This is a genomic window from Mitsuaria sp. MSU3D (assembly GCF_056867975.1).
The window spans coordinates 5,844,410-5,865,955 of the sequence record NZ_CP200314.1; the positions used below are offsets into that span (position 1 = coordinate 5,844,410).

Sequence of the window (21,546 nt, forward strand, 5' to 3'; positions counted from 1 at the left end):
GGCGATGGCGTGACGTCAATCCGCGATGCTCACGCCGTTTCGCGCCTCACGCTGCCCCGCACCGCCACCGCGGCCAGCACCGCCGGCACCGCCAGCAGCGCGAGGATCCCCGCGAAGCTCCAGCCCAGTCCCAGCAGCACGCCGCCGACCATCGATCCCAGGATGCTGCCGAAGCGCCCGACGCCGAGCATCCAGCTCACGCCGGTCGCGCGCGCCATCGTCGGATAGCACGACGGCGCGTAGGCGTTGAGCCCCGTCTGCGCGCCGCTCATGCAGAAGCCCACCAGCGCGGACAGCAGCCCCAGGCCGTTCACGCCGGCGCCCATCGCCGCCAGCAGCAGCACGCTCAGCGCGCCGCCCGCGTAGGCGACGCTGATCACCCGCGTCGGTCCCATCCGGTCCATCAGCCAGCCGACCACGACGCCGCCCGCCGTGCCACCGATCTGGAACATCGCCGTCACCATCGCCGCCTGCGAGATGCTCAACCCCTGTTCCTTGAACAGCGTCGGCAGCCAGCCGGTCAGCAGGTAGATCACGAGCAGGCCCATGAAGTACGTGGTCCACAGCGCCAACGTCTGACGTCCGTAGCCCGCGGAGAAGAGCAGCCGCACCGGCGTGCGGGCCGCCACCTCGGGCTCCTTGGAGACGAACTGCGTGTGCGCCGCGAAGCGCTCGCCGCAGACGCGGCCGAGCGTCGCCGCGATGCGCGCGCCCGCGACGCCGCGCACCGCCATGAAGCGGCACGACTCCGGCAGCCACGCCATCAGCAGCGGCACCAGCACGAGCGGCAGCGCGCCGCCGACGGCCAGCACCGAGCGCCATCCCCAGTGCGGGATCATCCCGGCCGCCACGAAGCCGACCAGCGCCGAGCCCAGGTTGAAGCCGGTGAACATCAGCGTCACCATCAGCGAGCGGGAACGCTCCGGCACGTACTCCGACAGCAGCGTCGTCGTGTTGGGCATTGCCGCGCCCAGGCCGATGCCGGTGAGGAAGCGCAGCACGACCAGCTCCGTCAACCCCTGCGCGCGGGAGGCCAGCAGCGTGAAGATCGCGAAGACCAGCACCGAGATCACCAGCACCTTCTTGCGGCCGATCCGATCGGAGGTCGGCCCGGCGAAGAGCGCGCCGAACACCAGGCCGATCGGCGCGGCGCTCATCACCATGCCGAAGGCGGCTTTCGAGATGCCCCATTCCTGCAGGATCGAGGGCGCCAGGAAGCCCATGATCGCCACGTCCATGCCGTCCGCCGCCACCACCAGGAAGCACAGGGCCAGCGTCAGCCACTGGCGCGAGGACATCCCGCGTCCATCGATGAACGCGCGAACGTCCACTGTCGAAGTCGTATTCACCACGTGTCTCCCATCGACCTCAGAAGGCGTGGCGGATGCCCATGCCCAGCCCCGTCTGCGAGCCGCCCGCCGCCGGCGTGCTGCCCGCCGCCGCGGCCGCGTTGCTGACGCCCAGCGCGAGCGTGCCGTCGTTGTCGATGCGGCCCGCCGTCGCGTAGACCGACGTGCGCTTGGACAGGAAGTAGGTGCCGCGCACGGCCCACAAGGTCGCCTCGTTGGCGCTGTTCTTGTAGTCCAGCTTGAACACCTGCGCGTCTAGTCCCCAGCTCGGGGTCAGTGACCAGGTCGCGCCGGCGTACCAGAGGTTGCTCTTCGGCGTCGTGGCGCTGGCGTCGTTGCGGCGGGCGATCAGCCCCGCCGCGAGCTTCCAGTCGCCGGTCTTGAACCAGCCCGCCACCGTGCTGCGGCGGTCCTTCATCGCGCTGCTCGTCAGACCCGCGAAGGCGCCGGCGCCGCCGCGCATCTCGTCGATCGCGGCTGAGGCGCCCCACACCGTCGTGTCGTACTTGACCATGGCCGACCACTGCCGGCAGGCGTTCTTGTCGGCGGCGTTCTCGCCGGCGCAGTTGGTGCCCGACGGGCTCGGCCCCGCGTTGACTGCGTCGCGGCCGGGGCTCCAGGTCGCGCCGACGGTGAAGCCGCTGAACTGGCCGCGATAGGCGATCGCGTTGTCCACGCGCGCATTCGGCAGGTAGCTGTCCAGCGAGCCGGAACCGAACATCGCCGGTCCGAGGATGTCCGCATCGGTCTGCGACCAGAACAGCATCGAGTACTGGCGCCCGAGGCTGATCGTCCCCCAGCCGCCTTGCAAGCCGACGTAGGCCTGACGGCCCCATGCGCGCCCGCCCTGGTTGAGCGTGCCGCTGTCGGCGCCGATGCCCATCTCCAGCGTGAACACGGCCTTGAGCCCGTCGCCGAGATCCTCAGTGCCGCGGAATCCCAGTCGGGACGGTGCATAGCCGCCGCTCAGGCCCGGCATGCGCGTGAGGCTGGCGCCACTGGCGCCGACCTTGTTCAGGTACTCGACCGGCACGTCGAGCAGTCCGTAGATCTGCACGTTGGTCGAGCTCTGCGACTGCGCCTGGACCGGCGCGTGCGCCAGGCCGCACAGCGCGCCCGCGGTCATCAGGGTCGCCGCGGAAAGTGTTCTTGTTGTCTTCACGATGTCTCCTCGTCTCTTTGGTTGGGGGAAGTGGATGCGACCGAATAAAGGACCCGTGCGTTGCGGGTCGCCTGGAACGCGTCGAGCGTCTCGCCGCGCATCGCGGCGTAGATGTGCAGGTTGGAGACGCCGATCACGGCGCCCAGCTTTTCGAGCAGGAAGAAGATGACGCCGTACCGAATCAGCCCGATCCAGTCGCGGCGGCGCACGAGGTCGCGCTCCTCGTCGCTGAGCGCGGCGCGCTCGAACGCCGCCTCCTCGTCGGCGAGGAAGTCGCGGCGCACGGCGGGGTCGACCAGCGCATGCAGGAAGTGGTTGAGGCGGTAGGCCTTGACGCTGCGTTCGAGCGTGAACGGATAGGTGCCGGGCAGGGCGCCGACGCCGTCGAGCTGCCGCGCCATGTGCGTACGATGCCGATCGAGCGTCGCCTCGGGCAGCGCCCGCTGTGCCTGTTGCGCCGGCTCGAAGATCGCCGTCGCGATGCCGGTCATCGACGGCAGCGTGTATGCGCGGTGCAGGCAGGTCACCCGCGCGGCGAGCGCGCCGCGCATCACCAGCCACATGATCACTTCCGAGCCCTCGAAGCCGCCCAGCGTCGCGTACTCGGCGTGGGTCATGTCGGCGAGCGCCTCGGGGTCCTGTTCGAGCAGGTCCAGGAACCGGGCGTCCCACGCGGGGTTGTTGAAGCCCGCGCGCTCGCCGTGCACCTGGTGCGACAGGCCGCCGGTCGCGACGATCGCGACGCGCAGGTCCTCGGGGTAGCTCTCGATCGCGCGGCGCAGCGCCTGGCCGAGCCGGTAGCAGCGTCGCGCGCTCGGAATCGGAAACTGCAGCACGCCCATCTGCAGCGGCACCAGCTTCACCGGCCACGCCGGCTCGTGCGGGCACATCACCGACAGCGGCGAGAAGCAGCCGTGGTCGAGCGCCTTGTCCTGGAAGAAGGACATGTCGAACTCGTCCGCCATCAGCGACTGGCCGATGTGCGCCGCCAGTCCGGGATGCCCGTCCACCGGCGGCAGGTCGCGCGCGCCGCCGCCCTCGTCGGCCACGGCCCAGCGCTCTCCGACCCCCAGCGAGAACGCCGAGTAATGGTCGAAAAAGAACGAGGTGACATGGTCGTTGTAGACCATCAGCAGCACGTCGGGTTTGCGGGCCGCGAGCCAGTCCTGGACCGGCGCGAAGGCGTCGAAGATCGGCGCCCAGGCCGGGTCCGACCGCTTGTCGCGGTCGAACGCGAAACCGATCGTCGGGGTGTGGGAGGCGGCGATGCCGCCGATGATCCGGGCCATGGAACTTCCGAGCGGGGACGTGGCGCGCGACCGGACGGTCAGAGGGGCGCGGCCGCGTAGGGATTGAAGAACTCGCTGCCGGCCCAGTCGGGGACCTGCGAGGTGTAGAGCGCCGGACCCTTGGTGTAGTTCCCGGCCTGCGTCGCGTCGGCGCCGCTGTTGAGCTTGGCCAGCGCGGGGTACGGGTACACGGGGCGCGACGCGGTCACGGCGCCGGCGGCGTCGGTGCGGTTCGTCGTGATGTCGTCGGGGGCGGTGCCCTTCTCGACCCAGGTCACTGCGGCGGTGACCAGGTCCATCTTGTCGTGGCCTTCGCCGCTGCCGCAGTGCGCAACACCTGGAACCAGGTACATGCGCATGAACGCGTCCATCGTCGATTGGCCGAGCACCTTCTGCATCGCCTCGTAGTACGCGATCGTGCCGAGGGGCGAGATGTGCTGATCCGCCCAGCCGTGCCACAGGATCAGCTTGCCGCCAGCGGCCTTGAACGCCGTGAGGTCCGGGTTGGTCGCGTCGTTGAGCGGATGGCGGGGCCGCAGCTTGGCGTAGAAGGCCTCGCTGAAGTCGAGCTCGTCGATCGTCGGCGGCGTCGCGTCGGTGAAGATCACGGAACGGGCGCCGTTGACGAAGTTGTCGCTCCCGAGGCGCGTCGTCGGCGTGTCGTTGGCCGGCACGAAGACGCCGGACCAGTTCAGCTCCGAACCGTATTGCGAGGTTCCCACCAGCACGCGCCGGTTGGTCGAGGCGTCGCGCGGTCCGGCGTAGAACTTGCGAGCGGACGCCACTTCGGTCGCGGTCAGGCAGGCGCTGGTGTCGGTCGCGCCGTCCGCGCACTGGAGGGCCGCCGGGTCGTAGCTGCACAGGCGCGGATCGCTCAGCAGGCCGTCGGTCTGCCCGTCCTGTGCGTCGCAGGCGGCGACGACCGCGTTGTGCAGCACCGCCGCCTTGGCCGGGTACATCACGATGTTGCCGGTGGTCAGGCCGTTGTCGCGGTTGGCCCGAGATCCCCAGCCGTGCAGCAGCGAGTTCTGCGTCTGGAACAGGAAGGCCGGCGCGCCGACGACGATGCCGTTGTAGTCCGTCGGATAACGCTGCGCGGCCATCAGCCCTTCGCGCCCGCCGTCGGAGCAGCCCACGAAGTAGGCGTACTTCTGCGCCTGGCCGTAGAACGCCAGGGTCAGCTTCTTCGCGGCGAGATTGGTGATGTGGACGGCGCGGTAGGCGAAGTCCACGCGGCGCTGCGCATCCAGCGACCAGGTGGCTTCGGCGTTCGTATGGCCCATGTTGGTCGAGGCGAGCACGAAGCCGCCCGACTGCACCAGCGGGCAGCCGTAGGCCTGGCCGGGATCGACCGCCGCGCTGATCGAGCCGCAGAGGCCGCCGCAGCCGATGTCCAGCGTGCGCTGCGTCCAGGTCTCCAACGGCAGCCGCACGCGGAAGCCGACGGCCGGCGCGAGCGTGCCCTCGACGGTACAGAACTTCGTGTCCTTGCCGTTGATCGCGATGCTGCCTTCCGTCGCGGAGGTGATGGTGCTGCCGACGCCGCCGATGTCGACGAGGTTGGTCGAACTCAGGCTGGCGCAGGTGGCGGTCGGCTTGACGACGGCCAGCTCGACCGACGCCGGCGGCGTGGTCGTGTCCGCAGGCGAGGCCTCGCTGCCGTTGCAGCCGCCCAGCCCGCCAAGGGTCGCGGCGAGCATCAGCCCGAGCGCCCTGGTGATAACCCTAGGTTGTGTCACGCTTGTCTCCTGTCGTTGCTGTGGGGAAGGGGATGGGTTCCCTGTCTCAGCGCGCGCATCGCCGCTTTGTCGCGGCTTCATCGGTGTTCCCGGCCATCGGTCTTGATCCGGATCAAGTCGATGCGGGGCGGAGTCTAGGAATCGCTGCCGGCATCTGGCAGATGCCGCGAAGCGTGGCGCGATAACCCACCGTTATCATCCCGGCGCATGAAGCTCACGAACTTGCGGGCGCTCGTCGCCGCGGTGGAGGAAGGCAGCCTGCGATCGGCGGCGCGTCGCGTCGGGGTGTCGCAGCCGGCGCTGACGAAGATGGTCCGGGAGCTCGAACGCGAGCTGGAGACGACGCTGCTGCTGCGCTCGACGACCGGCGTGCTGGCGACGGCGCAGGGCATGGTCCTGTACGAGCGCGCGCTGGCCGCGGACCGCGAGCTCTCCCATGCCCGCGATCAGATCCAGCAGCTGAGCGGCCGCATGACGGGTTCGCTGACCATCGGCGCGGTGCCGCTGGCGGTGATGCTGCTGGTGCCGGAGGCGCTGCGCACCTTCGGCGCCGAGTTCCCCGACATCCAGCTGCGCATCGTGGAGGAGCTCTACATCGCGCAGCTCACGCGCGTGCGCAAGGGCGAGGTGGACATCGCGCTCGGCCCCTTGCCCGATCAGCTGCCGCGCGGCGAATGCACGGTCGAATCGCTGATGCCGATCGACATGGTGGTCGTCGTGCGCAAGGGCAATGCGCTGGCGCGATCGAAGCAGCTCGCCGATCTGGCCGAAGCGCGCTGGGTCTACACCGGTGCGACCGAAGCGACGGGGCTGGCGCGCACGCTCTTCGAGACCCACGGCCTGCCGCCGCCGCCCGCCGGGGCGGTGGTCAATTCGACGCTGGGGCTGCTGTCCGTGATCGCGAGCGGCAACTGCGTCGGCCTGCTGCCGCGGCAGATCGCGGCGCATCCGTTCGCCGCGCAGTTCCTGCAGGTGGTGCCCGTGAAGGAGGCGCCGCTGCGCCTGACGCTCGGCGCCATGGCGCGCAACGACGCGGCGGTGAAGCCGGCGGTGCGGCACGTCATGGCGCACCTGCACCGCGCGGCCTACGTCATCACGCACGGTCGCGCTTGACGCGCTCTTGCGCTTCAGCACCGCCACCGCCATGCCGGAACTGAATAGCAGCTAGTCCAGGCCATAACTTGGACGACGTGGCGGGGCTCTCCACAATGCACCGCAGTCGGCCCGGCAGGGCAACGCCATGCCGCGGTCGTTCCCAGCGAACCAGAGAGCCCCATGATCATCGACGTCCACGGTCACTACACCACCGCTCCCGCCGCGCTCGGCGCCTGGCGCGACCTGCAGATCGCCGGCCTGAAGGACCCGTCGCGGGCGCCGAGGGCCAGCGACCTGAAGATCTCCGACGACGAGCTGCGCGAGTCCATCGAGACCAACCAGCTCAAGAAGATGAAGGAGCGCGGCTCCGACCTGACGATCTTCAGCCCACGCGCCAGCTTCATGGCGCATCACATCGGCGACTTCCAGACCTCCGCCACCTGGGCGGCGATCTGCAACGAGCTCTGCGCGCGCGTCGCCGAGCTCTTCCCCGAGCACTTCGTCGGCGCGGCGATGCTGCCGCAGAGCCCCGGCGTCGATCCGGCGAGCTGCATCCCGGAACTCGAGAAGTGCGTCAAGGACTACGGCTTCGTCGGCATCAACCTGAACCCCGATCCGTCCGGTGGCCATTGGACGAGCCCGCCGCTGACCGACCGCCACTGGTACCCGCTCTACGAGAAGATGGTCGAGCTGGACATCCCCGCGATGGTCCACGTCAGCACCAGCTGCAACGCGTGTTTCCACACCACCGGCGCGCATTACCTGAACGCGGACACGACGGCCTTCATGCAGTGCCTGACCGGCGACCTGTTCAAGGACTTCCCGACGCTGAAGTTCCTGATCCCTCACGGCGGCGGCGCGGTGCCGTACCACTGGGGACGCTTCCGCGGGCTGGCGCAGGAGCTCAAGAAGCCTTTGCTCGACGAGCATCTGCTGAACAACATCTTCTTCGACACCTGCGTCTATCACCAGCCGGGCATCGACCTGCTGACGGCCGTGATCCCGGTGAAGAACGTGCTGTTCGCGTCCGAGATGATCGGCGCGGTGCGCGGCATCGATCCCGAGACCGGGCACTACTTCGACGACACCAAGCGCTACATCGCCGCCACGCCCCACCTCAACGACGAGGAACGCCACCTGGTCTACGAGGGCAACGCGCGGCGCGTGTTCTCGCGGCTGGACGCGCGGTTGAAGGCGCAGGGCCGCTGAGCGTCGAGGCATGCGGCGGCGCGAAGCGCACAAGGATTCGCGCTGACGCCGCACGCCGGTGCTGCGACACTCCTGGGCACGCTTTCTGCTTCGTGCCCGGGATGAGCGCCACACCTGACGACACCACACCGCCGCCTTCCCCCGCGATCGCGGAGCCGCTCGCCGACCTGGCGATCCGCTCCCACACGGCCTTCGAGGACGCGCAGGCGATCTTCACCGGGACGCTGTTCGTGTCGCTGGCGCTGATCCTGTTCGCGCAGGTCGGGCTGCTGACCGGCGGCACCGCGGGCGCGGCCTTCGTGCTGCACTACGCCACCGGCGTCAGCCTGGGCAAGCTGTTCTTCCTGATCAACCTGCCGTTCTACTGGTTCGCGTGGACGCGCATGGGACGCGAATTCACGGTGAAGACCTTCATCTCGATCGCCTTGCTGTCGGTGCTGACCGAGTTCTCGCCCAAGCTCTTCGCCATCGACCGCATCCATCCGGCCTACGCCGCGATCCTCGGCGGGGCGTTGCTGGGCTCGGGCTGTCTGTTCCTGGCGCGGCATCGCGCCAGCCTCGGCGGCGCCACCATCGTGTCGCTCTACCTGCAGAAGGCCAAGGGCTGGCGCGCCGGCAAGGTGCAGATGGCGATGGACTGCGCGATCGTGCTGCTCGCGCTCACCGTCGTGGATCCGGAGCGGGTCGCGTACTCGGTGCTCGCCGCGGTGGTGATGAATCTCTTCATCGCCGTCAACCACAAGCCGGGACGCTACGCGGTGCTGTGACCGCGCGCCGCGACCGCGGCAGGTCCGGCGCGTGAGGCGCCGGGCCGCGCGCGGCGGTGCCCAGCCAGGGGTATCAACCTAGGGGTGCCAACCTAGGGGTTCCGGGAGGTCCTAGGGATGGGCCGCCGGCGAGGGTCTGCCTAGTCTGGCTCACGGCTTCTTCACGGCTCGATTCCGGGCGGTGGCCGCAATGCGAGATTCGCAGGAGGTGCCCATGCCCACACGCCAGTTGATGCTCACCCAGCTCAAGTGCGTCGACGACACCAGCGAGGGCGGCGACGACTCGCCCTATGTGCTGGTCTTCATGGCGCACCGCAACGTGCCCGGCGGCAAGCTGCACCGCGTGCGCGATTCCGATTGGGACGACGACTTCAATGTCGGCTCGGTCGACAACACGCGGCGCATCATCGACGAATCGGAAGCCGGCGGCGCCTTCGTCTTCGTGTTCATGCTCGAGGAGGACTGGGATGCGGACCTGGGCGGCGGCGGGGTGCTGCAATTGATGATGCAGACCATCTGGAACAACTTCGGCCAGAGCGGCTGGAGCAATCTGACGCCGGCCCAGTTGCGGTCGGTCGTCGGGCCCAAGCTGTCGAGCATCGTGTCCAGTTCCTTGTCCAACGACGAGTACCTCGGCTGGCACAGCTTCGTCGTGCCGACGGTGACGACGGAAACGCCGCTCACGCCGCTGAACTTCAGCGGCGACGGCGGCACCTACAAGCTCACGTTCACGGTGAGGATCAAGGGCGGATGACGCCGCTCGACACGCACCGTGAAGGGAACCGGTCTCCTGGGCCTCCCTAGCCCGGCGTCCCGGCCTGCCGGCGGCGGAACTCCGCGGTCGGCAGGCCGCCGACGCCCCAGTTGTCGAGCTCGACCTCGTCGATGACGACGAAGGTCATGTGATGGGGCTTGCCCATCACCTCGAACAGCAGATTGCTGACACCCTGGATCAGGGCCGCCTTCTGCTCGGGCGTGGTGGCGCTGGCGCCGGGGGCGGTGCCCTCGCGGGTCACCTTGATGTTGACGTAGGGCATGGTGGGCTCCTTGGTCTGCCGAGCCGGGCTCGGCTCGTGGGGATCGGTCGGGGACGGGAGAGGCTCAGCGGCCGGCGTGCTGGCCGCCGTCGACGTTGAGCAGCTCGCCGGTGACGAAGCCGGCGCGCTCCAGATACAGCACCGCGTCGACGATGTCGCTGATCTCGCCCATGCGGCCCATCGGGTGCAGGGCGGCCAGGAAGTCGTGCGTCTCCGGCGCGTGCATCGGCGTCTTGATCACGCCGGGACGCACCGCGTTCACGCGGACGCCGGTCTTGGCGTACTCGATCGCCAGCGAACGCGTCACCGCGTCCAGCCCGCCCTTGGTCAGGCCGGCCAGGCCGGTAGGCACCGCGGCGATCGGCTGGTCGACCAGCGTGGTCGTGATCGTCACGACGTGGCCGCTCTTCTGCTGCAGCATCTGCGGCAGCGCCAGCTGCGTGACGTGGAAGAAGCCCGCGACGTTGACGGCGATCGCGTCCTGGAAGTCTTGCGGCGTGTACTCGACGAACGGCTTGGCGATGAAGACGCCGGCGTTGTTGATCAGCGTGTCGATGCGGCCGAAGCGGTCGAGCGCGGTCTGCACGACGCGTTGCGCGACGAGGCGGTCGCCGATGTGGCCGGGCACGGCGACCACGCCGGCGTCGTCGCCCTGCTGGATATGGCGCGAGTTGGCGACGACGGCGTAGCCCTGTGCGCGATAGGCGGCGACGAGCGCCGCGCCGATGCCTTGCGAGGCGCCGGTGACGATGGCGACCTTCTGTGCGGTTGTGCTGGAAACGGTGGACATGGAAAGGCTCCTGTTCATGCGGGATCCGGAGGATCCGGGTGGGTCGGGACGCCGTGGCGGTCGGAGATCGTTCGGCGTTGGACAGAAGGTTAGGAGCCGGGCCTTCCGCGCGGTAGCCGCTATCCTGTCTCAATGGCTGATCAAAAACGCACAGGGATCCGTGGGGGCGTCGACTGGGAGGACCTGCGCGTGTTCCTCGCGCTGGGGCGGCACGGCAGCCTGTCGGCGGCGGCGCGGGCGCTGACGGTCAATCACGCGACGATCTCGCGGCGCATCCAGGCGCTGGAGGACAGCCTCGGCGAGAAGCTCGTCGATCGCCGGCCTGACGGCTACGTGCTGACGGCGGCGGGACGGCGCGCGTTGGCGGCGGCGAGCGACATGGAGTCCGCGGCCCAGTCGCTCGCGCGCGAAGGCGGTGGCGGAAACGGAGGCGACGGCGCGGTGCGCGGACTGGTGCGGGTGAACGCGCCGCCGGCGCTGTCGCAGGGTTTCCTGATCGACCGGCTGGCGCGGCTCGCGGTGCTGCATCCAGGGCTGGATGTCGATCTCGCGACGGACCTGCGGGCGGTGAGCCTCGACCGGCACCAGGCGGACATCGCGGTGCGCCTCACGCGGCCGCGCGACGGCGACTTCATCGCGAAGCCGCTGGGCACGATGGGCTTCGGCTTCTACGGCACGCCGTCGGTCTGCGAGGCGGCGCAGGCCGGCGCGGCGCCGGTGTTCGTCGGCTTCGACGAGGAGAACGCCGACATGCCCGACGCGACCTGGCTGGCGCAGCGCTTCCCGCGCGCCAGGGTCGCGTTCCGCGCCAACAACCACATGTCGCAGGCCATCGCGGCAAGGACCGGCGCGGGCCTGGCGGTGCTGCCGCATTACATCGGGCGGCAGGTGCCCGGGCTGCGTGCGTGCGCGCTGGCACCGGTGCGCGATCCGCGGGAGATGTGGCTGCTGATCCGCGGGCAGGACCGGAAGGACCGGGCGATCCGCACGGTGGCAGATCACCTGCAACAGGTGTTCGAAGAAGAGAAGGCGCTGTTTCTGCCGTGATGCCTTGGTGATCCCGTGATGCGGTGAACCGCCGCGATCCGCGAATCCTCAGGTCGACGCGAGTTCCTGGAGATTCAACAGCCGGCGCACGTTGTCTTCGTCCTCGCGCGTCGCCGGCTGGTAGACCACCATGCCGAGGTCGGGCCGCTGATCGACGGAGAACGCCGAGTACTCGAAGGCGATCAGCCCGACGGTCGGATGCCGCAGCCGCTTCACGCCCTCGCCGAAGGCCTTCACGTCGTGCTCGCGCCAAAACTTCTCGAACTCGGGACTGCGCGCGCTGACTTCGCGCACCAGGGCCTCGACCCTGGCCGTGTCGCCGACTCGCGCGGAGTCCGCGCGGAACGCCGCCACCACGAAACGCGCGACGCTTTCCCAATCGTCCTGCGCCGCCCGCACGCGCGGGTTGCAGAAGATCAGCTTCACGATGTTGCGCTGCTCCGGCGGCAGCGTGCTGTAGTCGGTGAGCACGGCGCTTGCCGCGCGATTCCAACCGACGACGTCCCACAGCGGCGTCTTCACGATCGCCGGGCTCAGCGTGAGCGCGTCCAGCACGCGCTGCAGCCGCGGCGTGACGCCGGCGGCTTCCGGGGCGCGGATCTCGGGCGCGCGTCCGAAGGCGAGCAGGAAGAGGTGCTCGCGCTCGACGTCCGTCAGCAGCAGCGCGGTGGCGATGCGCTCGAGCACGACCTCCGACGGCGCACCGCCACGTCCCTGCTCCAACCACGTGTACCAGGTCGGGCTCACGTGGGCGCGTTGGGCCACCTCCTCGCGGCGCAGGCCCGGCGTGCGCCGACGCGTCATCGGCAGGCCGAGCGCGGCGGGGTCGAGTCGCTCGCGGCGATCGCGCAGGTAGGCGCCGAGCGGGTTGTCCTTCGGCGCGTGCATGTGGGTCTGCGCGGCAGCTTCGGGCAACGCGGTGGGCATGTCCGCGCGAGGCTCGGAAGGCTCGGGGGACTCGGGACGAAACACGGAGGGAAGGGGAAAGACGCTGTTCATCCTGTTAGCCGCCATACCTGGATAAGGTCACTACTACACCGGGATGGATTCTGCGTTGACGATGCGTGGCATCAACTTTCGAGGGTTTCTCTCATGCGCGTTTTCGTCACTGGAGCCACGGGCTTCGTCGGGTCGGCGGTGGTCGATGAATTGATCGAGGCCGGCCATCAGGTGCTCGGGCTGGCGCGGTCGGAGGCGTCCGCGGAGGCGCTGGCCCGAGCCGGCGCCGACGTGCATCGCGGCACGATCGACGATCTGGACAGCCTGCGCTCGGGCGCGGCGTCGACCGACGCCGTCATCCACACCGCGTTCGACCACGACTTCTCCCGCTTCGCCGAGAACTGCCGGCGCGACAGCGTCTCCATCGAGGCGCTCGGCGAGGCACTGCTCGGATCGCAGCGTCCGCTGCTGGTGACCTCCGGGCTGGCGATGGCGGTGTCGGGGCGTCTGGGGCACGAAGGGGATCCGTGCCTGCCCGTGTCCGACGGCTACCCGCGCGCGTCCGAGCCGACCGCCCTGGCGCTCGCGGCGCGCGGTGTCAACGCCGCCACGGTGCGTCTCTCGCCGACGGTGCACGGCGCGGGCGATCACGGCTTCGTGCCGATCCTCATCGACCTCGCGCGGCGCACGGGCCGGTCGGCTTACATCGGCGATGGCCAGAACGCTTGGAGCGCCGTGCATCGCCGCGATGCGGCGGTGGTGTTCCGGCGCGCGATCGAAGCGCCCCGCGCAGGTGCGCGCTGGCATGCGATCGCGGAAGAGCGGCTCGCATTCAAGGACATCGCGACCGCGATCGGCGGGCGTCTGGGTGTGCCGGTGGTGAGCCTCTCGCAGGACGAGGCCCAGGCGCACTTCGGTTGGTTCACGAAGTTCGCCGGGCTGAACCTCGCGGCGACCAGCATCGCCACGCGCGAGGCACTCGGCTGGGCGCCGAAGCATCCGACGCTGGCGCAGGATCTCGACGAGGCGGGCTACTTCGACGTGAAGGCCTGAGGACAGCGGGCGGGCGCGTCTGCGGCGCGCGTCTGCGACTCGGTTCGAGAACACGAACCGCGGGTCCTTGCGATCGGGGCCGTGAAGCTCATGTCGGGGTCGTTGACGTTGCGCTACCTCATTCCCAGGGCATCTTCGGCTTCTTGACGCTCTGCAGCCAAGTTTGCGCGAGCACTTCGGCCTGGCGCTGTTCGTCTGCGGTGAGCGCGGGCACGGGCTTGGCGAATCCGTCGGGATTCCAGGAATCCTTCATCCGGTGTTTCTGGGCTTCGAACGCGATCTCGTAGGCGCGTGTCTCGATGCGGGTGAGTTCAAACAGGTCGGCATGTTTCGCGAGTTGCAGCGGGGCAATGTCATCGCCCTCGAGGAAGTCGGCTCGCAAGGCCTCGCCCAAGGGACGTCGTATCGATGACGGCGGATCGAAGTCGACGAGGCCGGCATAGATGATGGCAACCCCTCGCGCGCCACCGAGCAAGGCCCGTTCGGCAATCTCCTTTTCGCGAGCCATGAGATCCGGGGGAATGGATTGGCACTTCCGACCCTGCTCGTTGAAATGCCGCATCGCGGTGCCGTCCGTATCGCCGGAGAAGCGGCCTTCCGACTTCATCTTCTCCATGATCTGCAGGAGCTCCGGATTGAAGCGGCACATCGACATGAGCTTGACCGCTGCGCCGAGCTGCTTCGGCGTGCCGCCGTTGACGGCCGCGATCACGATCTGGCCGTAGTCCCGCATCGCGGCGGAGGCGCCGACACCCGGTGTCGGGACGCCAAAGGATGCCTTGCCGGCGCTGGCCGCGCCTGAACGCGGCGGGGCGCTTGGCGGCGCCGCCGCCTGCGGGAGCGCGGCCTCGCTGGCCGATCGTCCCGGCGTGCCCGGTGTGATCGCCGCCGGCATGTCAGAGGACACCTGCTCCGCCGACGAGGGATCGGCCCGGAAGTAGGTGGTGGCCGCCGCGACGCCGATCATGAGCAGCACGCCGCCCGCGAAGAGGGCTCTGCGTCGATGGGCCTTCGGACCTTCGTTCAAGGCGCTCATCCAGTCCGTCGCTTCGGTGGTTTGCGTTCCTGCTTGAGGCGCTCCGCGAGCGTTTCGGCCTCGCGGATCTCCTCCTCGGACATGTCGCGGAACGGGCCTTCCTGGAAGATCGTCTCGCGTAGGCGCCGGATCTCTTCCGGCGATTCGGAGATGGCCACCAGGAGGTAGGCGCGCGCTTCCGTCTTGGACATGCCCAACTTCATGCCGTTGAAGCCAAGTTCATCGGGGAGGTGGCGGGCGCCATCGCGGAAATCGGTCTTCATCGCGTCCAGCAGCCGATCCCGCATCGGCTCGGGCGGACGGTAGTCGACGGAACGGCCGTAGATCAACGACACGCCGCTCACGCCTGCCTCCACCGCGCGCGCCGCGAGGGCGCCGCGCTGTGCCTGCATCTCCGGTGTGATCGACTTGCATTGGGCTTCGAGCCACTCGGCGGCGGCGATCCTGCCGTTGCGCTGCGCATCCGGCAGTCCCGATCTCCTGGCGTCGCCCGGCAGGTCGTACAACGAGGTCTCCAGACAGGTCTGCAGCACGAACGCGGCCTCGCCGGCCTGCTTCGGCGTTCCGCCGTGCATGCCGATCAGCACGATCTGGCCGAAGTCCTGCATCTCGGGCGGCTTGAATGCCGGGTCTGTCCTGGCTGTGGCGCCGCTCGCCGCGGCTGGAGCCGGGGTGGGGGCTGGCGCCGCCTTCTCGGGCTTCGCGGCGTCGGGCTCGGAGGCGCTCTGCGGTACGGAGGCCGGCGGCTGAACAACGGTGGGCGGGGTGGCCGTCGCGACGTGCTCGTCCTTCGGCGATTCGGGCCAGAGCTGCACGGCAATCGCTGCGCCGGTCAGCAGCAGCCCGCTCGCCACGATCCAGCGGCGTGGGTGATTCATCTTCCTGACTCCCTGCGATGCGGTCGTCCGCCGCATTGACGCCGTGGATGTTATCGACGCAGGAAGCAGAAAGGCCGACGCCCCCCATCGGAGGGAACGTCGGCCTTGCGGTGCATCGGGGGTCGGGTCATGCGCGCAGGAACACGCGCAGGACGCTCCCCATCACTTCGGCTGCTTGACGATCCGCAGGTAAGGCTTCGGCGCCTTCCAGCCTTCCGGGTAGATCGTCTTGGCTTCGTCGTCGGACACCGAGCCCGCGATGATCACGTCGTCGCCCTGTTTCCAGTTCACCGGCGTCGCGACGCGGTGCTTGGCGGTCAGCTGGATGGAGTCCAGCACGCGCAGGATCTCGTCGAAGTTGCGGCCCGTCGTCATCGGGTAGGTCAGCGTCAGCTTGATCTTCTTGTCCGGACCGACGATGAACACCGAACGCACCGTCGCGTTCGTCGCCGCCGTGCGGCCTTCCGACGTGCCCGGCTCCTCGGCCGGCAGCATGTTGTAGAGCTTGGCCACCGCCAGGTCGGTGTCGCCGATCATCGGGTAGTTCACCGCGGCGCCCTGCGTCTCCTCGATGTCCGCGGCCCACTTCGCGTGGTTCTCGACCGGGTCGATCGACAGGCCGATCAGCTTGGCGTTGCGCTTGGTGAACTCGGGCTCGATCTTGGCCATGTAGCCCAGTTCGGTCGTGCACACCGGCGTGAAGTCCTTCGGATGCGAGAACAGGACGGCCCAGCTGTCGCCGATCCAGTTGTGGAAATCGATCTCCCCCTGCGTGGTCTTGGCGGTGAAGTTCGGGGCGATGTCGTTGATGCGCAGAGACATGGTGGGCTCCAAGGTTGAAAGTGCCGTCGCCCTCGTGGACGATCGGACAGGCCGGGCGATTCTCGTCGTCAATCCAGCCGTCGGGGGCGTCCGGCAGGGGGAGCGACATTCTTGTCCTCCAGATTGACGACGGGCAGAGTCTGCCCAATGGCCTTACTCGACCAGCGACTTTACTCATGCGGGGAGCGAATGCTCACTGGCCGAAGGTCCAGTTCGCGCCGACTGTCCACCAGCCTTCCTTCGGCGCGTGCGCCGTGGCGGTGGTCCGCGCGAAGCTCAGGTCCAGCGTCAGCCGGTCGTTCAGCGTGCGGCGCAGGCCGAGTCGCGTCAGCGGGCGCTGGCCGTCGTGGAAGTGCTCGGCCAGCGCCTGCCAGTCCGGCGTCACCTGCCACTCGGCGGCGATGCCGCGTTGGGTGAGATCGTCCGCGCCCTTGCGCAGGGTGCGTCCCACGTTCACATGGAAGGCCAGGTCCTCGCGCGGCGTCCAGGTCAGCGGCACCAGCAAGGATTGTTGCGAGCGCGGGGTCTGGTCTTGCCACCCCAGCGCCGTGACCAGGCCGATCGCCAGTTGCGGCGTCAGTCCGGTCGCCCATTTGAGCTGCACGCCATGCAGGTGGAGCGACGAGGCCGAGCGGGCCGTTTCGCGGTCGACGTTGAGTTCGGCTTCGGCGCCGAGCAGGTTGCAGCCGAGGCCGGCGTGTTGAAGCTGGCGGCGGTCGAGGTTCGAGCGCTCGGCCCAGAGTTCAAGATTGCACTGGCCGGATTCGACGATCGCGGCGTCGTCGACGGCGTGGTGTCCGCCGGCGGCGAAGGTGGGGGCAGGCAGCAGCAGGCCGGCCAGCAGGGCCAGCAGGAAGAAGGGCATGGAAAGACTCCTGCGCGCACTGTCCCTCACACCCGTTGAGGTGTGATGACGGCGCGGTTCAAGATGGATCGGATCGGGTGAGTCGTCGCGCATTGGCGACGGTTGCCTCGGAAAGGCGATCGATGCGACAGGAGAAGAAGGTCGGCGCGACGCTGCGCGCCACCGGAGCCGGGTCAGCGCGTCAGTCGTGCGGCGGCCGTTCCGGCTCGCGTCGCGATGGGACTGGGGGCACTGTCCACGAGGGGCTCCAAGGGATGAAAGGCGCGAATTGTGGCACCGGTCAAAAAAACTATCGCTCCGATTGACCCGGACTGTTGCCGCTCTCACTGAGCGAGTTCTAGACTCGACCGCGCTCGCACGCTGCAGGCGGACTAGCGGACTGATCCCCAAGGTTCAACTCAGGAGGAAGACATGTCAGGCGAATCGAAGTGCCCGTTCTCGGGCGGAACCCACCACCATGCGGTGGCAGGCACCAAAGGCAACCGGGATTGGTGGCCCGAACAGCTCAACCTCTCCATCCTCTCGCTGCACTCGTCCAAGACGAATCCGATGGGCGAGGACTTCAAGTACGCGCATGAGTTCCAGACCCTCGACCTCGACGCCGTCGTCAAGGACCTGACCGCGCTGATGACGGACTCCCAGGACTGGTGGCCCGCCGATTACGGCCACTACGGGCCGTTCTTCATCCGCATGGCCTGGCACTCCGCCGGCACCTACCGCGTGCAGGACGGCCGCGGCGGCGCCGGCACCGGTGCCCAGCGCTTCGCGCCGCTCAACAGCTGGCCCGACAACGGCAACCTCGACAAGGCCCGCCGCCTGCTCTGGCCGATCAAGCAGAAGTACGGCCGCAAGCTGTCCTGGGCCGATCTGATGATCCTGGCGGGCAACGTCGCGCTGGAGTCGATGGGCTTCAAGACCTTCGGCTTCGCCGGCGGGCGCACCGACGTCTGGGAACCCGAGACCGACGTCTTCTGGGGCCCCGAGACCACGTGGCTCGGCGATGAACGCTATGCGGGCGATCGCGACCTCGCGAATCCGCTGGCGGCCGTGCAGATGGGCCTCATCTACGTGAACCCGGAAGGCCCGAACGGCAATCCCGATCCGGCCGCGTCGGCGCGCGACATCCGCGAGACCTTCAAGCGCATGGCGATGAACGACGAGGAGACCGTCGCGCTGGTCGCCGGCGGTCACACCTTCGGCAAGGCGCACGGGGCGGGCGAGGTCCACCACGTCGGCGCGATGCCCGAGGGCGGGGACGTCGAGGACCAGGGCCTGGGCTGGAAGAACAAGCTCGGCGAAGGCATGGGGGTCTACACGATCACCAGCGGCATCGAGGGCGCCTGGACGCCGACGCCGACGAAGTGGGACAACAGCTTCTTCGAAACGCTGTTCGGCTTCGAGTGGGAACTGACCAAGAGTCCCGCCGGCGCGCACCAGTGGACGCCCAAGGGCGGCGCGGGTGCGGGCACGGTGCCCGACGCGCACGACAAGAACCGCAAGCATGCGCCGATGATGACGACGGCCGACCTCGCGCTGCGCGTCGACCCGGCCTACGAGAAGATCTCCCGCCGCTACAAGGACAACCCGGCCGAGCTGGCCGATGCGTTCGCGCGCGCCTGGTACAAGCTGACGCACCGCGACATGGGTCCGCTGTCGCGCTACCTTGGCAAGCTGGTGCCGAAGGAAGAATTGATCTGGCAAGACCCGGTCCCCAAGGTCGATCATCCGCTGGTCGACGACCAGGACGTCACCGCCCTGAAGGCCAAGCTGCTGGCCAGCGGCCTGACCGTGCAGCAACTGGTGTCGACGGCGTGGGCCTCGGCCGCGACCTTCCGCAGCGGTGACAAGCGCGGCGGCGCCAACGGCGCGCGGATCCGCCTCGCCCCGCAGAAGGAATGGCTGGTGAACCAGCCCAGCGAGCTCGAGAAGGTCTTGAGCAAGCTGGAAACGGTGCGCAAGGAGTTCAACGCGTCCGCGGCCGGCGGCAAGAAGATCTCGCTGGCCGACCTGATCGTGCTGGGCGGTTCCGCCGGCATCGAGGCGGCGGCGAAGCAGGGCGGGCATGACGTCGTCGTGCCCTTCACGGCGGGCCGCACCGATGCGTCGCAGGACCAGACCGACGTCGAATCCATGGCCTACCTGGAGCCCGCCGCCGACGGATTCCGGAACTACGTGCGCAAGGACCTGGTCAAGCACACGGCGGAGCTGCTGATCGACAAGGCCCAGCTGCTGTCGCTGAGCGCGCCGGAACTGACGGCGCTGGTCGGCGGCATGCGGGTGCTGGACACCAACGTCGGCCACACGAAGCACGGCGTCCTCACGACGCGGCCCGGGACCCTGAGCAACGACTTCTTCGTCAACCTGCTGGACATGCGGACGCGTTGGCAGAAGTCGACGAGCGACGACGGCGTGCTCGAGGGCCGGGACCGCACGTCCGGCGCCGCGAAGTGGACCGCCACGACGGCGGACCTGGTGTTCGGTTCGAACTCGCAACTGCGCGCGCTGGCCGAGGTCTACGCGTCCAAGGACGGCGAGAAGGTGCTGGTCAATGACTTCGTCAAGGCCTGGACCCGGGTGATGAACCTGGACCGCTACGACCTGATCTGAGCGGACGCGGGGCCGCCCACCCGGGAGGGTCGGCGGCCCCGCTGTCCTCGGGAGGGGTGGCTGTAGGCAATCTGGCTACGGTGTAGGCAAATTGGCTACACCTCGGGCTCGGCGGCCTCGCCCGCTGACCCTTTGGAACGTTTGGTTCCAGAATTCTTTCCAATCGTTTCCTAAGATGGTGGGATGGACGTCCCTTCCAACAAGCCGGGCCACCGGCAGTTCCCCACTTCGATGATCGTTGCCGCCCTCCTGGCGTTGGGTCTGGGTGCGTGCGGTGGTGGCGGCAGCGATGCGCCGGCCCCCGATCCCGTCACGACGCCCACCAACCCGACCAATCCCACGAACCCGACCGGCCCGGGGCCGACGGATCCTCCCCTCGTCGCCGGTACCTGCGACCTGCCCAATTTCAAGCAGGACCTGCTCACCCGCATCAACGCGCTGCGCGCGTCGGGCGCGAGCTGCGGGACCTCGGGGAACTTCCCCGCCGTGGGGCCGGTGGTCTGGAACGACAAGCTGACCGCGGCTGCGGACGCCCACGCGCTGGACATGGCGACGAAGAACTACTTCAGCCATGACAGCCAGGACGGACGCAGCTTCTCCACCCGCATCACCAACGCGGGCTACGCCTGGGCCGCCGCCGGCGAGAACATCGCCGCCGGACAGCAGACCGTCGAGTCGGTCATGAACTCGTGGCGCAACAGCGCGGGCCATTGCGCCAACCTGATGTCGGCGAACTTCGTCGATGTCGGTGTCGCCTGCCGGCCGGCGGCTTCGTCGGCCAACACGTACAGCAAGTACTGGGTGATGGACCTGGGCAAGCCTCGGTAATCGGCGCCTCGCAGTACGCGCAGCACCACCACTCCCGTAAGCGGGGGAGCGCGTTGGAAGGCTTCAGTACTTTTACCGCCGCTGCCCCTCACCCCCACCCTCTCCCGCAAGCGGGAGAGGGAGCAAGACAGGTTCAGACCTTCGCGTAACGCGGCGCCGGCACGCTGGTCGACAGGCCGCCGAACATCGCCTGGCGCGCGCCCTCGTAGGCCTGCCATTGCGACTCGTCATGCAGCGCCGGGATCGTGATCAGCTCGCCGCGGTCGAAGCCGACCAGCGAGGCGTCGACCATGTCCTCGGCGCTCATCACGATCTCCTGCGGCAGGTGCTCCACCGGCCGGCCGCCGATGGCCCAGAAGTCCGTCGCCGTCGCGCCCGGGAGCACCGCCTGCACGCGCAGGCCCTTGGCGCCGAGCTCATGCTGCAGCGATTGGCTGAACGCCACGACGAAAGCCTTGCTGCCGCCGTAGACGCCGTTCAGGATCTCCGGCGCGATCGCCGCGATGCTGGCGATGTTGATCACCGCGCCACGGCCGCGCGCCACGAAACCAGGAACCGCCGCGTACGTGAGCCGCGTCAGCGCCGTGACGTTGAGCTCCACCATCTGCGTCATGCGGTCGACGTCGCTCTCCAGCAGCGGCGTGTGCGTGCCGACCCCGGCGTTGTTGACGAGCAGCGTGATGCTCGCGTCCTCGCGCAGCTTGTCTTCGACGCGCCGGCGCTGCACCGCATCTCCCAGATCGGCATCGAGGACCTCGACGGCCCGACCGTACTTCGTCGTCAACGCGTCGGCGAGCGCGCTCAGACGGTCACGCTGGCGGGCGACGAGGATCAGGTCATAGCCGCGCTGCGCGAGACGGTCGGCGTACACGGCGCCGATGCCGGTGGACGCGCCGGTGATGAGGGCGGTGCCCGGGCGGGTGGCGGGGGACGTGGTCATGGAGGACTCCTTCGATGAAAGCCTAAAGCCGGTATTGGCTGAAAGTACGTCCATGGTAGGAATCAGGTCGAATGGCGTAAATGACGTAGAAGGG

20 protein-coding genes are annotated in these 21,546 nt (G+C 68.7%); 8 read left to right on the top strand and 12 right to left on the bottom strand.

Features of this window, described 5'->3' with window-relative positions; translation table 11 throughout:
* Positions 1-29: 29 nt before the first annotated feature.
* Genes AC1VNM_RS25775 through AC1VNM_RS25790 form a run of 4 tightly spaced genes read right to left on the bottom strand, consistent with a single transcriptional unit; the run spans position 30 to position 5,500 of the window.
* Complete coding sequence (locus tag AC1VNM_RS25775) at positions 30-1,349, bottom strand: MFS transporter (protein ID WP_483108798.1); 1,320 nt, start codon at positions 1,347-1,349, stop codon at positions 30-32.
* A 19-nt stretch (positions 1,350-1,368) separates the two neighbouring features.
* Complete coding sequence (locus AC1VNM_RS25780; protein ID WP_483109330.1) at positions 1,369-2,475, bottom strand: porin; 1,107 nt, start codon at positions 2,473-2,475, stop codon at positions 1,369-1,371.
* 32 nt (positions 2,476-2,507) lie between these two features.
* Positions 2,508-3,800 carry a gallate dioxygenase gene (locus tag AC1VNM_RS25785; RefSeq protein WP_483108799.1) on the bottom strand — a complete coding sequence of 431 codons (1,293 nt, stop codon included), beginning with the start codon at positions 3,798-3,800 and terminating at the stop codon, positions 2,508-2,510.
* 38 nt (positions 3,801-3,838) lie between these two features.
* Positions 3,839-5,500, bottom strand: coding sequence for a tannase/feruloyl esterase family alpha/beta hydrolase (locus AC1VNM_RS25790; RefSeq protein ID WP_483108800.1), 1,662 nt, complete (start codon positions 5,498-5,500; stop codon positions 3,839-3,841).
* Between the two features lie 246 nt (positions 5,501-5,746).
* On the opposite strand from AC1VNM_RS25790, the gene AC1VNM_RS25795 reads away from it, so the two are divergent.
* The 4 genes from AC1VNM_RS25795 (at position 5,747) to AC1VNM_RS25810 (ending at position 9,364) form a co-directional block, all read left to right on the top strand.
* Entirely contained in the window at positions 5,747-6,652 is a 906-nt protein-coding gene (locus AC1VNM_RS25795; protein ID WP_483108801.1) for a LysR family transcriptional regulator, read from the top strand.
* A gap of 162 nt (positions 6,653-6,814) precedes the next feature.
* A complete protein-coding gene (locus AC1VNM_RS25800) occupies positions 6,815-7,843 on the top strand; it encodes an amidohydrolase family protein (RefSeq protein WP_483108802.1) in 1,029 nt (342 codons plus the stop codon).
* Between the two features lie 101 nt (positions 7,844-7,944).
* A complete protein-coding gene (locus tag AC1VNM_RS25805; RefSeq protein WP_377157767.1) occupies positions 7,945-8,610 on the top strand; it encodes a YitT family protein in 666 nt (221 codons plus the stop codon).
* Between the two features lie 214 nt (positions 8,611-8,824).
* Complete coding sequence (locus tag AC1VNM_RS25810) at positions 8,825-9,364, top strand: hypothetical protein (RefSeq protein ID WP_377157765.1); 540 nt, start codon at positions 8,825-8,827, stop codon at positions 9,362-9,364.
* 46 nt (positions 9,365-9,410) lie between these two features.
* On the opposite strand, the gene AC1VNM_RS25815 is transcribed toward AC1VNM_RS25810, so the two are convergent.
* Both AC1VNM_RS25815 and AC1VNM_RS25820 read right to left on the bottom strand, forming a co-directional pair.
* Complete coding sequence (locus AC1VNM_RS25815; protein ID WP_483108803.1) at positions 9,411-9,647, bottom strand: tautomerase family protein; 237 nt, start codon at positions 9,645-9,647, stop codon at positions 9,411-9,413.
* Positions 9,648-9,711: 64 nt separating this feature from the next.
* The gene (locus tag AC1VNM_RS25820) at positions 9,712-10,437 is read right to left on the bottom strand and encodes an SDR family NAD(P)-dependent oxidoreductase (RefSeq protein WP_377157762.1); all 726 of its coding nucleotides are present in this window, start codon (positions 10,435-10,437) and stop codon (positions 9,712-9,714) included.
* Between the two features lie 132 nt (positions 10,438-10,569).
* On the opposite strand from AC1VNM_RS25820, the gene AC1VNM_RS25825 reads away from it, so the two are divergent.
* Positions 10,570-11,484 carry a LysR family transcriptional regulator gene (locus AC1VNM_RS25825; protein WP_483108804.1) on the top strand — a complete coding sequence of 305 codons (915 nt, stop codon included), beginning with the start codon at positions 10,570-10,572 and terminating at the stop codon, positions 11,482-11,484.
* A gap of 48 nt (positions 11,485-11,532) precedes the next feature.
* Here the strand turns inward: AC1VNM_RS25825 and AC1VNM_RS25830 are convergent, their stop codons facing one another.
* Positions 11,533-12,372, bottom strand: a complete 840-nt coding sequence (locus AC1VNM_RS25830; protein WP_483109331.1) for a helix-turn-helix transcriptional regulator — start codon at positions 12,370-12,372, stop codon at positions 11,533-11,535.
* Positions 12,373-12,576: 204 nt separating this feature from the next.
* Here AC1VNM_RS25830 and AC1VNM_RS25835 point away from each other — a divergent pair, with 204 nt between their 5' ends.
* Positions 12,577-13,476, top strand: coding sequence for an SDR family oxidoreductase (locus AC1VNM_RS25835; protein WP_483108805.1), 900 nt, complete (start codon positions 12,577-12,579; stop codon positions 13,474-13,476).
* A 118-nt stretch (positions 13,477-13,594) separates the two neighbouring features.
* Here the strand turns inward: AC1VNM_RS25835 and AC1VNM_RS25840 are convergent, their stop codons facing one another.
* The 4 genes from AC1VNM_RS25840 to AC1VNM_RS25855 all read right to left on the bottom strand — a co-directional run bounded on the left by AC1VNM_RS25840 (position 13,595) and on the right by AC1VNM_RS25855 (position 17,077).
* On the bottom strand, positions 13,595-14,452 hold the full coding sequence (locus AC1VNM_RS25840; RefSeq protein ID WP_483108806.1) for a hypothetical protein: 858 nt from the start codon (positions 14,450-14,452) through the stop codon (positions 13,595-13,597).
* Positions 14,453-14,508: 56 nt separating this feature from the next.
* Positions 14,509-15,426 carry a hypothetical protein gene (locus AC1VNM_RS25845; RefSeq protein ID WP_483108807.1) on the bottom strand — a complete coding sequence of 306 codons (918 nt, stop codon included), beginning with the start codon at positions 15,424-15,426 and terminating at the stop codon, positions 14,509-14,511.
* 126 nt (positions 15,427-15,552) lie between these two features.
* Positions 15,553-16,212 (bottom strand): peroxiredoxin, encoded by a 660-nt coding sequence (locus tag AC1VNM_RS25850; protein WP_431101618.1) that lies wholly within the window; start codon positions 16,210-16,212, stop codon positions 15,553-15,555.
* Positions 16,213-16,405: 193 nt separating this feature from the next.
* Positions 16,406-17,077: a hypothetical protein gene (locus tag AC1VNM_RS25855; RefSeq protein ID WP_483108808.1), complete on the bottom strand. Its 672-nt coding sequence runs from the start codon at positions 17,075-17,077 to the stop codon at positions 16,406-16,408.
* 411 nt (positions 17,078-17,488) lie between these two features.
* Here AC1VNM_RS25855 and katG point away from each other — a divergent pair, with 411 nt between their 5' ends.
* Together katG and AC1VNM_RS25865 are read left to right on the top strand one after the other, a co-directional pair.
* The gene (katG, locus tag AC1VNM_RS25860; RefSeq protein WP_483108809.1) at positions 17,489-19,684 is read left to right on the top strand and encodes a catalase/peroxidase HPI; all 2,196 of its coding nucleotides are present in this window, start codon (positions 17,489-17,491) and stop codon (positions 19,682-19,684) included.
* Between the two features lie 183 nt (positions 19,685-19,867).
* On the top strand, positions 19,868-20,512 hold the full coding sequence (locus AC1VNM_RS25865; RefSeq protein ID WP_483108810.1) for a CAP domain-containing protein: 645 nt from the start codon (positions 19,868-19,870) through the stop codon (positions 20,510-20,512).
* Between the two features lie 133 nt (positions 20,513-20,645).
* Here AC1VNM_RS25865 and AC1VNM_RS25870 read toward each other — a convergent pair whose 3' ends face one another.
* Positions 20,646-21,452, bottom strand: coding sequence for an SDR family NAD(P)-dependent oxidoreductase (locus AC1VNM_RS25870; RefSeq protein ID WP_483108811.1), 807 nt, complete (start codon positions 21,450-21,452; stop codon positions 20,646-20,648).
* Positions 21,453-21,546 lie beyond the last annotated feature (94 nt).